Source organism: Mucilaginibacter sp. Mucisp86, from assembly GCF_047324315.1.
GTDB lineage: Bacteria > Bacteroidota > Bacteroidia > Sphingobacteriales > Sphingobacteriaceae > Mucilaginibacter.
The window spans coordinates 6,655,237-6,667,868 of sequence record NZ_CP168503.1 but is presented as its reverse complement, the minus strand read 5'-3'; the positions used below and the strand labels follow the sequence as shown (position 1 = coordinate 6,667,868).

Annotated in this window: 12 protein-coding genes, 1 tRNA gene and 1 riboswitch; of the genes, 8 read left to right on the top strand and 5 right to left on the bottom strand. The window is 42.2% G+C overall.

Going from position 1 to position 12,632, the window contains the following annotated elements:
- Positions 1-7: 7 nt before the first annotated feature.
- Complete coding sequence (locus tag ACEN9X_RS27740; protein WP_413668222.1) at positions 8-1,372, bottom strand: MFS transporter; 1,365 nt, start codon at positions 1,370-1,372, stop codon at positions 8-10.
- 224 nt (positions 1,373-1,596) lie between these two features.
- Positions 1,597-1,789: riboswitch (cobalamin riboswitch) on the top strand.
- A gap of 172 nt (positions 1,790-1,961) precedes the next feature.
- Here ACEN9X_RS27740 and metE point away from each other — a divergent pair.
- The gene (gene metE / locus ACEN9X_RS27735) at positions 1,962-4,286 is read left to right on the top strand and encodes a 5-methyltetrahydropteroyltriglutamate--homocysteine S-methyltransferase (protein ID WP_413668221.1); all 2,325 of its coding nucleotides are present in this window, start codon (positions 1,962-1,964) and stop codon (positions 4,284-4,286) included.
- 53 nt (positions 4,287-4,339) lie between these two features.
- Positions 4,340-4,588 (top strand): cysteine-rich CWC family protein, encoded by a 249-nt coding sequence (locus ACEN9X_RS27730; protein WP_413668220.1) that lies wholly within the window; start codon positions 4,340-4,342, stop codon positions 4,586-4,588.
- A 37-nt stretch (positions 4,589-4,625) separates the two neighbouring features.
- On the opposite strand, the gene ACEN9X_RS27725 is transcribed toward ACEN9X_RS27730, so the two are convergent.
- The 4 genes from ACEN9X_RS27725 to ACEN9X_RS27710 all read right to left on the bottom strand — a co-directional run bounded on the left by ACEN9X_RS27725 (position 4,626) and on the right by ACEN9X_RS27710 (position 6,515).
- Positions 4,626-5,126: an SRPBCC family protein gene (locus ACEN9X_RS27725; protein ID WP_413668219.1), complete on the bottom strand. Its 501-nt coding sequence runs from the start codon at positions 5,124-5,126 to the stop codon at positions 4,626-4,628.
- 24 nt (positions 5,127-5,150) lie between these two features.
- Complete coding sequence (locus ACEN9X_RS27720; protein WP_413668218.1) at positions 5,151-5,639, bottom strand: VOC family protein; 489 nt, start codon at positions 5,637-5,639, stop codon at positions 5,151-5,153.
- Positions 5,640-5,759: 120 nt separating this feature from the next.
- The gene (locus ACEN9X_RS27715) at positions 5,760-6,179 is read right to left on the bottom strand and encodes a VOC family protein (protein WP_413668217.1); all 420 of its coding nucleotides are present in this window, start codon (positions 6,177-6,179) and stop codon (positions 5,760-5,762) included.
- Positions 6,180-6,185: 6 nt separating this feature from the next.
- Positions 6,186-6,515 (bottom strand): ArsR/SmtB family transcription factor, encoded by a 330-nt coding sequence (locus tag ACEN9X_RS27710; RefSeq protein WP_413668216.1) that lies wholly within the window; start codon positions 6,513-6,515, stop codon positions 6,186-6,188.
- A gap of 344 nt (positions 6,516-6,859) precedes the next feature.
- Between ACEN9X_RS27710 and kdsA the strand changes: the two genes are divergently transcribed.
- The 6 genes from kdsA (at position 6,860) to ACEN9X_RS27680 (ending at position 12,616) form a co-directional block, all read left to right on the top strand.
- Positions 6,860-7,636, top strand: a complete 777-nt coding sequence (gene kdsA, locus ACEN9X_RS27705; RefSeq protein ID WP_413668215.1) for a 3-deoxy-8-phosphooctulonate synthase — start codon at positions 6,860-6,862, stop codon at positions 7,634-7,636.
- 24 nt (positions 7,637-7,660) lie between these two features.
- Positions 7,661-8,596 carry a KpsF/GutQ family sugar-phosphate isomerase gene (locus ACEN9X_RS27700; RefSeq protein WP_413668214.1) on the top strand — a complete coding sequence of 312 codons (936 nt, stop codon included), beginning with the start codon at positions 7,661-7,663 and terminating at the stop codon, positions 8,594-8,596.
- Between the two features lie 110 nt (positions 8,597-8,706).
- A complete protein-coding gene (locus ACEN9X_RS27695) occupies positions 8,707-10,038 on the top strand; it encodes a nucleotide sugar dehydrogenase (protein ID WP_413668213.1) in 1,332 nt (443 codons plus the stop codon).
- A gap of 209 nt (positions 10,039-10,247) precedes the next feature.
- Positions 10,248-11,651, top strand: a complete 1,404-nt coding sequence (locus ACEN9X_RS27690; protein WP_413668212.1) for an undecaprenyl-phosphate glucose phosphotransferase — start codon at positions 10,248-10,250, stop codon at positions 11,649-11,651.
- 1 nt (position 11,652) lies between these two features.
- Positions 11,653-12,441, top strand: a complete 789-nt coding sequence (locus ACEN9X_RS27685; protein WP_413668211.1) for a helical backbone metal receptor — start codon at positions 11,653-11,655, stop codon at positions 12,439-12,441.
- A 93-nt stretch (positions 12,442-12,534) separates the two neighbouring features.
- Positions 12,535-12,616 (top strand) — tRNA-Leu (locus ACEN9X_RS27680).
- Positions 12,617-12,632 lie beyond the last annotated feature (16 nt).

Here is a 12,632-nt window from a genome sequence, read left to right as displayed (position 1 = left end):
CATGGTTTTACTTTTTCACACTCCTGGTTACCAAAAATAAGGCTAAAGCAGTTAATCCGATGGAAATAGTTGCGCTTTTAGATACCGCTCCTAAAATAGATACACTGCCTCCCGCTGCCATCGCGCCAAAAACGGCTACACCGATGGCGCCGGCTGTTTGTCTCGAAGTATTTAAAATAGCAGAAGCCGTGCCCGATAATGTTTTATCTACGCTTGATAAGATTCCGTTGGTCATGGCCGGTACAGCAAGCCCCATTCCCATCGGAATACTCAGAAAAGGTAGGAATAGCTGAATATAAGGTGTATGCTCATAGGCTATAAATAAGCCGGCAAACCCCACTGCAAACATAATTAACCCAGCAACAATGGGTTTGCGAATCCCGTAGCGGTTAATAATGCGACTGCTGATTACATTTGATATAACAAAACCTACTGTAAGCGGCAGGAATGCGAACCCGGCAATAAGGGAGGGATAGTTCAGTACCTTTTGCAAATAAAGGCTCAGTATAAAAACAGTACCGTAATATGAACCGTTTAAAACTGCACCCAATACCAATAGCGCATTAAATTGCCCGGATTTAAACAGGTGAAACGGCAGCATGGGGTGGGCGACCCTGCTTTCGATCCATAAAAAAATACCGAATAGTAGCACGCTTAATATGAGTCCGCCCCAGATTAAAGCATTACTGAACCCGAGTCTTGGTACTTCAATAATTACGCTGATTAATGTGGTGACCGATAGCATCCAGATGAGCTGCCCTGCTACGTCAAAGCTTTTTTTGTTTGTTTTTGCGGTTTGCTCCATTTTAAAGCTCAGGACATAGCCGATAATGCAAATGGGGATGTTAACAATAAAAATATAACGCCAGTTGCTAAACGCTATTAATAAACCGCCGATAGTAGGACCTGCTACCAGGGCCGAGCTTCCGGCTGCAGTCCATAAACCTACGGCGCGTGTGCGTAGCTGTGGTGTATGCGCAAATTGATGATTGAGCAGTGCAAGTGAGCTTGGAATCATCATAGCTGCGCCGACTCCCTGGGCTATCCTGAAAATGATAAGCGTAAGCGCATCCGGCGCCAAACCGCAGCCCGCCGATGCGATGCCGAAAACGATTAAGCCTATCTGGAAGATCTTTTTTGATCCCAAAAGATCGCTAAGGCTACCTGCCGACAGCATCAATACGGCAAAGGCCAATGTGTAGGCGTCAATTATCCATTGCAGAGTGCTGATGTCGGCATGGTACGCTTTTGCAATTTCGGGCAAAGCTATATTAACAATAGAAACATCAAGCTGGGCTACCACGAAGGCGAGGCTGGTAGTTAATACCGCCCAGCCAAAACCCGGAGTATTTGTACGTGTTTGCTGACTCATAGAAGCCGCCAAAGTTAAGGAACGCTTTTCACCGGGAATGGTACAATTCAACGGTTTGTAAGGGTTAATTGTTTATTGACCGTTGTGTGACTTATAGCGAAACAGGAATATCTAAATGTAAGGCCAGTTAGTGTGCTTTTTAAAGGAGCCTGTTTTAACAAATAAAATAACCTGAATATTCAGGTGGCATATCCTTATATTTGCCCCGATAAGTTCTTTACTTTACTTCATCAACCGGTATAGGTTTTACTTAATTGTAGATTAATAGGGAATCGTGTGCAAATCACGAACTGTCGCGCAACTGTAAGTAACACAAAAGGTTTTTGCCAATAATGCCCACTGTTCCGATAAATCGGGATGGGAAGGGCGGCAAAAATGTTACAAGTCAGGAGACCTGCCTAATACTGAATTGACGGTGCTTTCGCGGTATGAAGCTCTGGTCGGGGTTATGATTGCTTGCCTGTTCGGGATCATTCCGTTATAAGGGCGCGTACTCATATATTCTCTCCATTTTTACATATCACAAAACATTGCGAAGCTTAGCTGAAAGGGCTTTTAACCGATTTATTCATTTAATCAATTAAAAGAAATGCTAACGCAAAATTTAGGCTACCCGCGTATTGGTAGCCGGCGCGAATTAAAAAAAGTCTGCGAAAACTACTGGGCAGGCAAAACAGGATTAAAAAATGTGCTTACTGTTGGTAAATACATTAGGGAAGAAAACTGGTTGCTGCAAAAGGAAGCCGGGATTGACCTGATCCCGTCAAATGATTTTTCGTTTTATGACCAGGTGCTTGATCATTCCTTAACATTTGGTGCTATTCCCAAACGCTATCACGAGGTAATTCAACAAAAAGGCAATACAGAGCTCGATTTGTATTTTGCTATGGCGCGTGGCTATCAAAAAGAAGGTTTGGATATTGTGGCTATGGAAATGACCAAATGGTTTGATACCAATTACCATTACATAGTGCCCGAATTTTATAAAGATCAGCAGTTTAAACTTTTCTCAACCAAGGTTATTGATGAGTTTTATGAGGCTAAGCAATTGGGTATCATCAGTAAGCCGGTATTGCTTGGCCCGGTATCTTACCTGTTGTTAGGCAAAGAAAAGGAAGCAGGGTTTGACAGGATAGACCTTGTCAAAAATTTACTGCCTGTTTACTTTGATATTCTGAATAAACTTAAAGCTTTAGGTGTTGAATGGGTTCAGTTTGATGAACCATTTTTAGCGCTTGATTTAAGCGAAAAACAACAGCAGGCATTTAAAGATACCTACGCTCAGCTCAGGAAAGAGTTTCCTTTTCTGAAGATAGTACTGGCAACTTATTTTGAACGATTGGGAGATAACACGGCTTTAACAACTTCATTACCGGTTGATGCTTTACATATCGACCTGGTTCGTGCCCCACAGCAGTTGGATGATGTAATTGCGCATCTTCCTAAAAAAAATATCCTCTCTTTGGGCGTAGTTGATGGCCGCAACATCTGGAAGAACGACTTTATCAACTCGCTAGGCATTATAAACAATGCGAAAGATAAGCTGGGCGCCGACCGCGTTTGGGTTGCTCCTTCATGTTCATTGATCCATTCGCCATGCGACCTGCAAAATGAAACCAACGAAGGGGTACTTACCTCCGAAATTAAACAATGGCTGGCCTTTGCCCGTCAAAAAGTTAATGAAGTGGTGCTGCTGAGTCGGTTATCGGAAGAAGTTGTCAGCGACAGCAGCCTGCACCAACTGGCTAAAAACCGGGAGGCAAACGAGGCCCGCCGGATATCTCCGCTTATTCATGATGAGGTTGTTAAGCGCAGGGTAAGCACAATTACCGAGAGCGACGCACGGCGTATAAGCACTTTCGCCAATCGGAAAAAGGAACAGCAGCTTTTGCTTGATCTGCCGCTTTTTGCTACCACAACCATCGGCTCATTCCCGCAAACAACCGAGGTGCGCAGCTGGCGCGCGCGTTTAAAAAAGGGGGAGCTAACTGCGGTTGAATATGATGAGCTGATAGCGAAGCAAACCGAGAAGGCGGTAAAATGGCAGGAGGAAATAGGTTTGGATGTGCTTGTGCATGGCGAGTTTGAACGTAACGACATGGTTGAATATTTTGGCGAGCAACTGGCTGGTTTTACCTTTACACAAAATGGCTGGGTGCAAAGCTATGGCAGTCGCTGTGTTAAGCCGCCTATTATTTATGGCGATGTATCAAGGCCCGAGGCAATGACCGTAAAGTGGTCGGCTTATGCGCAGTCCCTGACTTCACAGTGGATGAAAGGCATGTTAACCGGCCCGGTAACCATTTTGCAATGGTCGTTTGTGCGGAATGACCAGCCACGCTCTGAAACCTGTACGCAGATAGCTTTAGCAATTCGTGATGAAGTTTGCGACCTGGAAAGTGCCGGCATCAAGATCATCCAGATAGACGAACCTGCTATTCGCGAAGGCTTACCGCTTCGCAGGGATGACAGGGCAAATTACCTCGACTGGGCGGTTAAAGCTTTCCGGATTTCGGCAAGCGGCGTTCAGGATAGCACGCAGATCCATACACACATGTGCTATTCGGAGTTTAATGATATCATTAAAAATATTGCGGATATGGACGCTGATGTTATCACGATAGAAACCTCGCGCTCGCAAATGGAACTACTGGATGTTTTTGCCGATTTTAAATATCCTAATGAAATTGGCCCGGGTGTGTATGATATTCATTCGCCCCGCGTACCCAACAGGGAGGAGATGATTTATCTGCTTAAACGTGCGCAGGCTGTAATTCCTGATGCCCAGCTTTGGGTAAATCCCGATTGCGGTTTAAAAACCCGCGGTTGGGATGAAACTAAAAAGGCCTTAATAGAAATGGTGGAGGCTGCAAAATCCATCCGCGAAAGCGTAGTTAACAATGTAACTGCTTAAAACAATAAACTGCTGTGCCTTATTTGTAAGTGCACAGCAGTTTTATATATGTTATGGCAAACCATGAAAATAAACATTGCCCGCGGTGTAATATGCCTTTTGAATGCAAGGTTGGCAGTATTTTACTTTGTCAGTGCCAGGGTATCAACTTTACCGATCAGGAGCGTGACTATATCCGTTTAACCTACCCTGATTGCCTTTGCCGCAATTGTTTGATGGTTATGAAACGGGAGATCAGTACAACTCCGGCTCAGAAAAAAATGAGAACGATACTTGAAGCAATCAAAAAGGGCAAGCATTAACAAGATATTATAAAAGCTTGTTTTATGCTTTTTGCTTTCATGCAATTTTCCCTGCTTCAAATAGTTCATCCAAGCGGTTGTGCGAATCATTTACGCCCCGCTCCATACCCGATTGTAGCATGCCATCACGATCGGCCACAGATTGAAAGACCGACTGAACAGTTACCCTGGTTCTGTTGTTGGGTAACGCCTCAAATCTGGCAGTTTCAAGTGTAACATGGCCGCTTTCCGGCAATCCTTCAAATTCAAAGGTCTGGATGATGCGTTCAGGTGCGGTTACATCATGGATAACACCATGAAAGCCGTAATCATTACCGGCCGGATCGGTATGAATATAGCGGTAAGAGCCTCCGCTGCGGCAATCATATTTGTCTATACGCATTTTAAGCTCACGCGGGCCAAGCCATCTAACAATAAGCTCAGGATCAGTAAAAGCTCTGAAAACAAGTTCACGAGGTGCTTCAAATTCGCGGGTTATAAAAATCTCCTGTTTGCCAGGTTCTGCTTTAATGCCGGTTTGATTTTTTGTGGTGATCATGGTGTTTTTTATTTAGGTGATTGGTTAATCGTTATCGTAAGCTTCCTGTAAAAGTTTGATATTCATTTTGGTCATCTGCATCATTGCTGCCATAACCCTTTTGGCTTTTTCAGGATTCTCATTGTTGTAAAGTAGTTCGCTCATAACTTCAGGAACAATTTGCCAGGTAACGCCAAACTTATCGTCAAGCCAGCCGCATTGATTGGTTTTGCCGCCGCCGGCAGGTAAGGCTTCCCATAGGTAATCAATTTCTTCCTGTGTTTTGCAGTTAATGTAAAACGAAGTAGCGGGCGAAAAATTGAACATCGGTCCGCCATCTAACGCTAAAAATTGCTGGTCTTCTATCCGGAACGTGCCGACTATCATTTTACGACCGTTGCCTGGATCGGTAAGTGAGCTTACCTCACTTTCTGAGTTTTTAAATACCGAGGTGTAAAATTTCAATGCTTCTTCAAGGTTTCCGTTAAACCATAAAAAAGGGGTCACTTTCTGGGTTGCTTTAAATGTTGCCATGGTTTCTGTTGTTATTGGTGAAAATTTGTTGCTTTTGATATTTCAAAGTTACCAGCGCCGGTAATGGCCAATAGTGTGCAAAAACGACGAGATAAGGGGGCGATAGCGACAAATTGATTTTTATCCACGTGGCATTTTGCTCATATCCATGTGCAGCACATTCCAGCTGTGGCCATCAGGGTCAGTAAAGAGGCAGCCATACATCCAGCCATCCATTTCGCGGGGGCTATGGTTGCTTTTGCCGCCTGCTTCTATAGCTTTTTGTGCCAACTGGTCAACTTCTTCCTTGCTTTCGGCATCTATAGATAACAATACCTCAACTCCTTTGGCTGTATCGGCAAGGCCGCAATTTTCAACAAAGCCTTTAAAGGTAGGTTCATCAAAAAGCATAACGGTAACATCCTTTTCGCCAATCTGCATGGCTGCGGAATTTGGGCCATTACCGAATTGCGAATTAAACCGGAAGCCGAGTTTACTGAAAAACTCCTTTGATACATTTACATCTTTTACAGGCAGGTTGATCCAGAATTGCTTTGTCATAATTGATTATTTTAAAGGTTTATCATTGTTTTTTAGTTCTTCGAGCAGGTCATCAAGGGCTTCAAATTTTTCTTCCCAAACTTTGCGGTAGCGTTCTACCCATCGTGCTACTTCGTCAAGCTGTTTCAGGCGCGGCTCACAATATCTTTCGCGGCCCTGTTTTTTTATGGCGATAAGGCCACATTCGGTCAGGATTTTTATATGTTGAGATATAGCAGGACGGCTTACATCAAAATTATCCGCGATAGCGTTCAGGTTCATAGGTTTAAAAGCTATCAGGTTAATGATATCCCTGCGGGTTGGATCGGCAATGGCCTGGAAAACGTCTCGTCTCATCTAAATCGATATGATATGTAAGTAATTGCTTACAAATTTATATGTAAGTGATCGCTTACGCAAATTTTTCTGAATATTTTCTTTATAGATAAAGAAGGGGAGAAGTGAAGGGCAAATACATTTAAATATTCAGACTTGCTCAAGTGTCCAAAAATATCAGCGTAATGTTAACTCCGTTTAAAATTAAACATTTGATTATAAATATATTGCAAGTTTCTTATTTGAAAAGTGTTAACCCTGTTAACCCCTGTTTATACGCGTTTGCCCGGGGGGGAGAAGTAGCCCTCCTGCATGATTCTCAAAAAAATCATCATCTTTGTGGCTGATAAATATATCCTAACAATATGCTGTTTGAACAAATAAGCCAAAAGCCGTTCTTTATTCTGGGGCCCTGTGTAATGGAAAACCAGGAATTGCTATATACTGTTGCCGAAAAAGTTGCCGAAGCAGGGCAGAAGTACAATGTTCCGGTGGTTTTTAAATCATCGTTTGATAAAGCTAACCGTACTTCTATTCACTCGTACCGCGGACCGGGTCTGGAAAAAGGCATGGAAATGCTGATGAATGTTAAACAGCGTTTTGGTTTGCCGGTTACTACCGATATTCATGAACCCTTCCAGGCAGCGATTGTAGCCGAGGTTGCTGATATATTACAGATCCCTGCGTTTTTATGCCGCCAAACAGATTTATTGGTTGCGGCAGCTCAAACCGGTAAAATTGTCAATGTAAAAAAGGCCCAGTTCCTTTCCGGGCATGATATGTTTTATCCTGCTCAAAAGGTTATTGAAGCCGGCAATAACCAGGTAATATTAACCGAACGCGGTAATATGTATGGTTACAATAATTTGGCTGTTGATTTCAGAAATATTTACGATATGAAGGCTTTCGGTCATCCGGTTTGTATGGATTGCACCCATTCTGTACAGCGTCCGGGCGGCGCAGGCGGCAAAACCGGTGGCGACCGCACATTTGTGCCTATGATGGCGCTTGCCGCAAAAGCCTTTGGCGCTGATGGCTACTTTTTAGAAACACATCCCGATCCTGATAATGCCCTGAGCGATGGTCCTAACATGGTTAAATTACATGAACTGGATAAAGTTTTAGCTCCGTTGGTAGGATAGGTTTTTGTACGAGTGTTGGGATCTATGAAAGACATTGCAAAAAAGGTTTTTGATATTGAAATAGAATCGCTGCAGTATGTGGCCGGTTTAATTGATGACGAATTTGCGCGGGTTGTTGATGCCGTGCTTAAATCAACAGGTAAGCTGGTTGTTATCGGTATTGGTAAATCGGGGCTTATCGGTAAAAAGATAGCCGCAACACTGGCTAGCACGGGGACACCGAGTTTCTTTTTACACCCGGGCGAGGCGTTTCACGGTGATTTGGGTATGGTAAGCGCCAATGATGTTGTGCTGCTGATTTCTTATTCGGGCGAAACTGATGAGGTACTGAAACTGATACCTTATTTAAAATGGAATAAAAATGTGATGATAGGCATTACCGGTAATCCTTTATCAACGGTTGCCAAAAATTGCAGCTATCATCTTAATATAAAAGTTGAACGGGAAGCTTGCCCGCTTGAACTGGCGCCAACATCGTCAACTACCGCGGCGCTGGTTATGGGCGATGCCCTGGCTATAGCATTAATGGAATCACGAAACTTTCAGCAACATGATTTTGCCCGTTTTCATCCCGGGGGAAGCCTCGGTCGCAAATTGCTGGTAAAGGTAAAAGACCTGATGCGTACTGAAAAGCTGCCTTTTATTAATGAAGAAGCTTCATTTATGGATCTGCTGTTGCGTATGTCTGAAGGCAGATTGGGTATGGTTATGGTTGGCGATTCATCCCGGATCAAAGGCGTAGTGACAGATGGCGATCTTCGCAGGGCCCTGCTCAAACACCCGGATACCTCAACGTTAACCATAGCCGAAATTATGACCGTTAATCCTGTCATTATTAATGAGAATGAATTTGTAGGTTATGCCGAGCAATTAATGCTTGAAAAGAAAATTACCACGTTGTTGGTTGGCTCTGCAAGTAATCGTTCAATAACAGGCGTTTACCAGATTTATACGGCTTAAAATCGCTTCAAGTTAGTTTTGATCACTTGCTGTTTGCATTGTAAGCATCAGATTTCGGTAATATTTGATTACCTTTACCGGTATCTATCATATCTACCGTGTTAAATTAAATGTCTGATCAATCAAATCCGATCACTAATAAATTTCAGGCTCCTGCAAATATTCATATTGCAATAATAGGTCTTGGCTATGTGGGATTGCCCCTCGCGGTTGAGTTTGCCAAAAAATATCCTGTAAAAGGTTTTGATATTAAACAAAGCAGGGTTGATGAACTGAACAATGCGTTTGACCGCACCCTTGAAACCAGTACCGATGAGCTGTCGTTGGTTTTAAGCTTAAAGGAGGAAGGTAAGGGATTAACTTTTACATCCCGGGTGACCGATATTACTTCGTGCAACGTTTATATCGTTTCGGTGCCTACACCTACTGATCAGCACAACCGACCTGATCTGAGCCTGCTCATTAAGGCAAGTAAAGCAATTGCCAGTGTATTAAAGAGGGGAGATGTGGTTATTTATGAATCGACAGTTTACCCTGGTGTAACCGAAGAAGTTTGTGTGCCGGTTTTGCAGGCAGAATCGGGTTTACAATATAACAATGATTTTTTCGTGGGTTACTCACCAGAGCGTATAAATCCCGGCGACAAGGTTCATACGCTAACCAATATTTTAAAAGTTACTTCGGGCTCAACACCCGAAGCGGCCGATTTTATTGATGGTTTATATCAGTCAATTGTTAAAGCCGGGACCCATAAAGCCCCAGCTATTAAAGTTGCCGAAGCCTGTAAGGTGATAGAAAATTCACAGCGTGATATAAATATCGCCTTTGTAAATGAACTGGCTAAAATATTCAATATCATGAATATTGATACCCACGCTGTATTAGCTGCTGCCGGTACCAAATGGAATTTTCTGAACTTTAAACCGGGCCTTGTAGGTGGGCACTGTACAGGAGTTGATCCATATTACCTTGCAGCAAAAGCTCAGCAAATGGGATATCACCCGGAAATTATCCTGGCAGGGCGAAGGCTTAATGATGGTATGGGTAGTTATGTGGCCCTTGAAGTTATCAAGCTGATGGTAAAGAATGATATCGCGGTTAAAAACTCAAGGATCCTGGTACTCGGGTTTACTTTTAAAGAAAATTGCCCTGACGTTCGCAACACAAGAGTAATTGATATCATCAGAGGTTTTGATGGCTTTGACGCAGTTTGTGAAATATACGATCCATGGGCCGACCCAAGTGAAGTAAAAAGGGAATACGGTATTTCTACGCTGAAAAACTATCAGGAGTTAAGCGGTAATTATGATGCTATTGTTATGGCTGTGGCACATCAGGAGTTTTATAATATCGACTATAATGGTTTAAAGCATACACCATCATCCGTAATTTATGACATTAAAGGCATTTTAAACAAGGATGTTGTAAATGGACGGTTGTAAATGTTGTTTTTACAGTTATTTTTTCACACAAAATTCATATTTTTCTCTCTGTTAACAGAGAATTCATTTTGAATAAATTTCTTAATTTTTAATTTTGTGGCTGTGGCAATAATACATTCGTAACGGTGTCTTCATTTAATTATGACATTGTTATTTATAAATAATTATAGTAATTTTAGCAGGGTTGCATACTACATAAGCACATATACATGATTCACAGATACGCTACTTTTATTAAAGCAGTGAACCTTACCATCGATTATATTATACTTAATATGAGCATGGTAATTTCTTACTTCATCGAAGACAGGTCATACATCTTTTGGATAAACAACAGGAAATACCTGCCTATTGTATTGGTTTTTAACCTTATCTGGCTGCTGTCAGCAAACATTACCGGCTTGTATGAACATGTACTTAATAAAGATTCAATAAAAACTTATCGCGGCGTAATTAAAACCTATTTGCTGTTTGTAAGCTTTATCTGTTTCACTATCATTATATTAATAGGAACCAATGCTTATTTTATAACGCGTGAATATCTCTTTTATTCGCTGGCATTGTTTGGCTTTTTGCTTGGTTTATGGAAGTTGATATTCCTTACCATCCGTAAAAGCGACCGTTCTTCACTTATCGATACACGTACGGTTATCATTATTGGCGGAGGCCGGATCGGATTGGATCTTTATAGCTTCTTTAAACAAAACCCTGAGCGTGGTTACAACCTTGTAGGTTTTTTTGATGACGGGATTGATACTGTTTTGGATAAAAATCTTTATTTAGGTGGCACCAATGATTGTATAAGCTATGTACTTAACAACAAGGTTGACGAAATATTTTGTACTCTTCCCAATTCCGAAGCAGATAAAATAGAGCAGTTGATGCTTGATGCTGATAAAAACCTGATCAGGTTCAAGTTTGTACCTGAGTATTACGATTATGCTAAAAAGCCAACGTTTATACAAAGTTTTGGTCATATTCCCATTATATCCGTAAGGCCCGAACCTTTGGAGAATATGCTTAACCGTTCTATCAAACGCTTATTTGACATTTGTTTTTCGATATTTGTTATTCTGTTTATTTTTAGCTGGCTTTTCCCTATTCTGGCCATTATTATAAAACTTGAATCAAAAGGTCCTATATTCTTCGTTCAGGAGCGTTCTGGCAGGGATAACAAGCCTTTTAAATGCTATAAATTCCGCAGCATGAGGGTTAATCATGATTCGGATAAGAAACAGGCTACACGCGGCGATTCACGTATAACTAAGTCTGGGGCTTTTATCCGCAAAACCAGTATCGACGAACTGCCGCAGTTTTTTAATGTAATATTGGGCAATATGTCTATTGTTGGGCCAAGGCCGCATATGATAAGCCACACTCAACAGTATTCACAGCTCATTGATACCTTTATGGTAAGGCATTTCCTTAAACCGGGCATTACCGGATGGGCGCAGGTGTCGGGCCTAAGGGGCGAAACCCAAACCACGCAGGCTATGCTTGAACGCGTTGAAGCCGATGTTTGGTATCTTGAAAACTGGTCGTTCCTGTTGGATATGAAAATTATATTCTTAACCGTGTGGAACGTGTTTAAAGGCGAAAAGAACGCGTTTTAATATGCCGGTATTCCGGGATCAGCTACATCGCGAGGTTAAACTTCGCGGGGTGCCTGAGCGGATCATTTCTATTGTACCCTCCCAAACAGAATTGCTCTTTTACCTTGGCTTAGATGCCAGGGTAATTGGCGTTACTAAGTTTTGCATTCATCCTGCAGAAAAGGTTAATTCAGTTACCAAAATAGGAGGGACCAAGCAACTTGATATTGAAAAAATCCGGTTGCTGAAACCTGATTTAATAATTGCCAATAAGGAAGAGAATGACCGCTTCCAGGTAGAAGAATTAATGAATATTTGCCCGGTATGGATCAGCGATATTTTTGACCTGGATTCGGCCTTACAAATGATTAGCAGCATTGGCGACATTACTGGCAGGTCAGAGCTGGCAAACGATCTCTGTAAGGAAATAAGTCATCTTTTTAACGATATACAGCTTACTCCAATCAGGCTGAAGGTTGCTTACCTCATCTGGCGTAAACCCTATATGCTTGCCGGCAAAGGAACCTTCATTGATTGCATGCTGCAAATATGCGGGCTGAATAATGTAATCGATGCTGAGCGTTATCCGGAAATTGATGCGGATACCTTGATTGCTACCAAGCCGGATCTTGTTTTTCTTTCATCTGAGCCATATCCATTTGTTCAAAAACATATAGAGGAGTTTAAGGTAATGCTACCGGATGCCAGGGTGGTTTTGGTTGATGGTGAAATGTTTTCCTGGTATGGCAGCAGACTTTTGCATGCACCAATGTACTTTAAGCAACTGTTGGATGAGGTGATAAAAAATTAATCCCTACTAAATGAGCATGATAGCAAAAAAATGAAAATTATGTTTTTAAGTATAATATTAAACGCTATCTTTGCAGCCTGTTAAAACAGAAACGCGGAAGTGGCGTAATTGGTAGCCGCACCAGACTTAGGATCTGGCGCTTCACGGCGTGGGGGTTCGAGTCCCTTCTTCCGCACTAAAAAGGTAAAAGC

What these genes read in the sequence shown, in the direction of transcription:
- ACEN9X_RS27740 (WP_413668222.1), bottom strand. Translation starts at nt 1,372, where the DNA reads ATGAGTCAGCAAACACGTACAAATACTCCGGGTTTTGGCTGGGCGGTA.
- metE (WP_413668221.1), top strand. Translation starts at nt 1,962, where the DNA reads ATGCTAACGCAAAATTTAGGCTACCCGCGTATTGGTAGCCGGCGCGAA.
- ACEN9X_RS27730 (WP_413668220.1), top strand. Translation starts at nt 4,340, where the DNA reads ATGGCAAACCATGAAAATAAACATTGCCCGCGGTGTAATATGCCTTTT.
- ACEN9X_RS27725 (WP_413668219.1), bottom strand. Translation starts at nt 5,126, where the DNA reads ATGATCACCACAAAAAATCAAACCGGCATTAAAGCAGAACCTGGCAAA.
- ACEN9X_RS27720 (WP_413668218.1), bottom strand. Translation starts at nt 5,639, where the DNA reads ATGGCAACATTTAAAGCAACCCAGAAAGTGACCCCTTTTTTATGGTTT.
- ACEN9X_RS27715 (WP_413668217.1), bottom strand. Translation starts at nt 6,179, where the DNA reads ATGACAAAGCAATTCTGGATCAACCTGCCTGTAAAAGATGTAAATGTA.
- ACEN9X_RS27710 (WP_413668216.1), bottom strand. Translation starts at nt 6,515, where the DNA reads ATGAGACGAGACGTTTTCCAGGCCATTGCCGATCCAACCCGCAGGGAT.
- kdsA (WP_413668215.1), top strand. Translation starts at nt 6,860, where the DNA reads ATGCTGTTTGAACAAATAAGCCAAAAGCCGTTCTTTATTCTGGGGCCC.
- ACEN9X_RS27700 (WP_413668214.1), top strand. Translation starts at nt 7,661, where the DNA reads ATGAAAGACATTGCAAAAAAGGTTTTTGATATTGAAATAGAATCGCTG.
- ACEN9X_RS27695 (WP_413668213.1), top strand. Translation starts at nt 8,707, where the DNA reads ATGTCTGATCAATCAAATCCGATCACTAATAAATTTCAGGCTCCTGCA.
- ACEN9X_RS27690 (WP_413668212.1), top strand. Translation starts at nt 10,248, where the DNA reads ATGATTCACAGATACGCTACTTTTATTAAAGCAGTGAACCTTACCATC.
- ACEN9X_RS27685 (WP_413668211.1), top strand. Translation starts at nt 11,653, where the DNA reads ATGCCGGTATTCCGGGATCAGCTACATCGCGAGGTTAAACTTCGCGGG.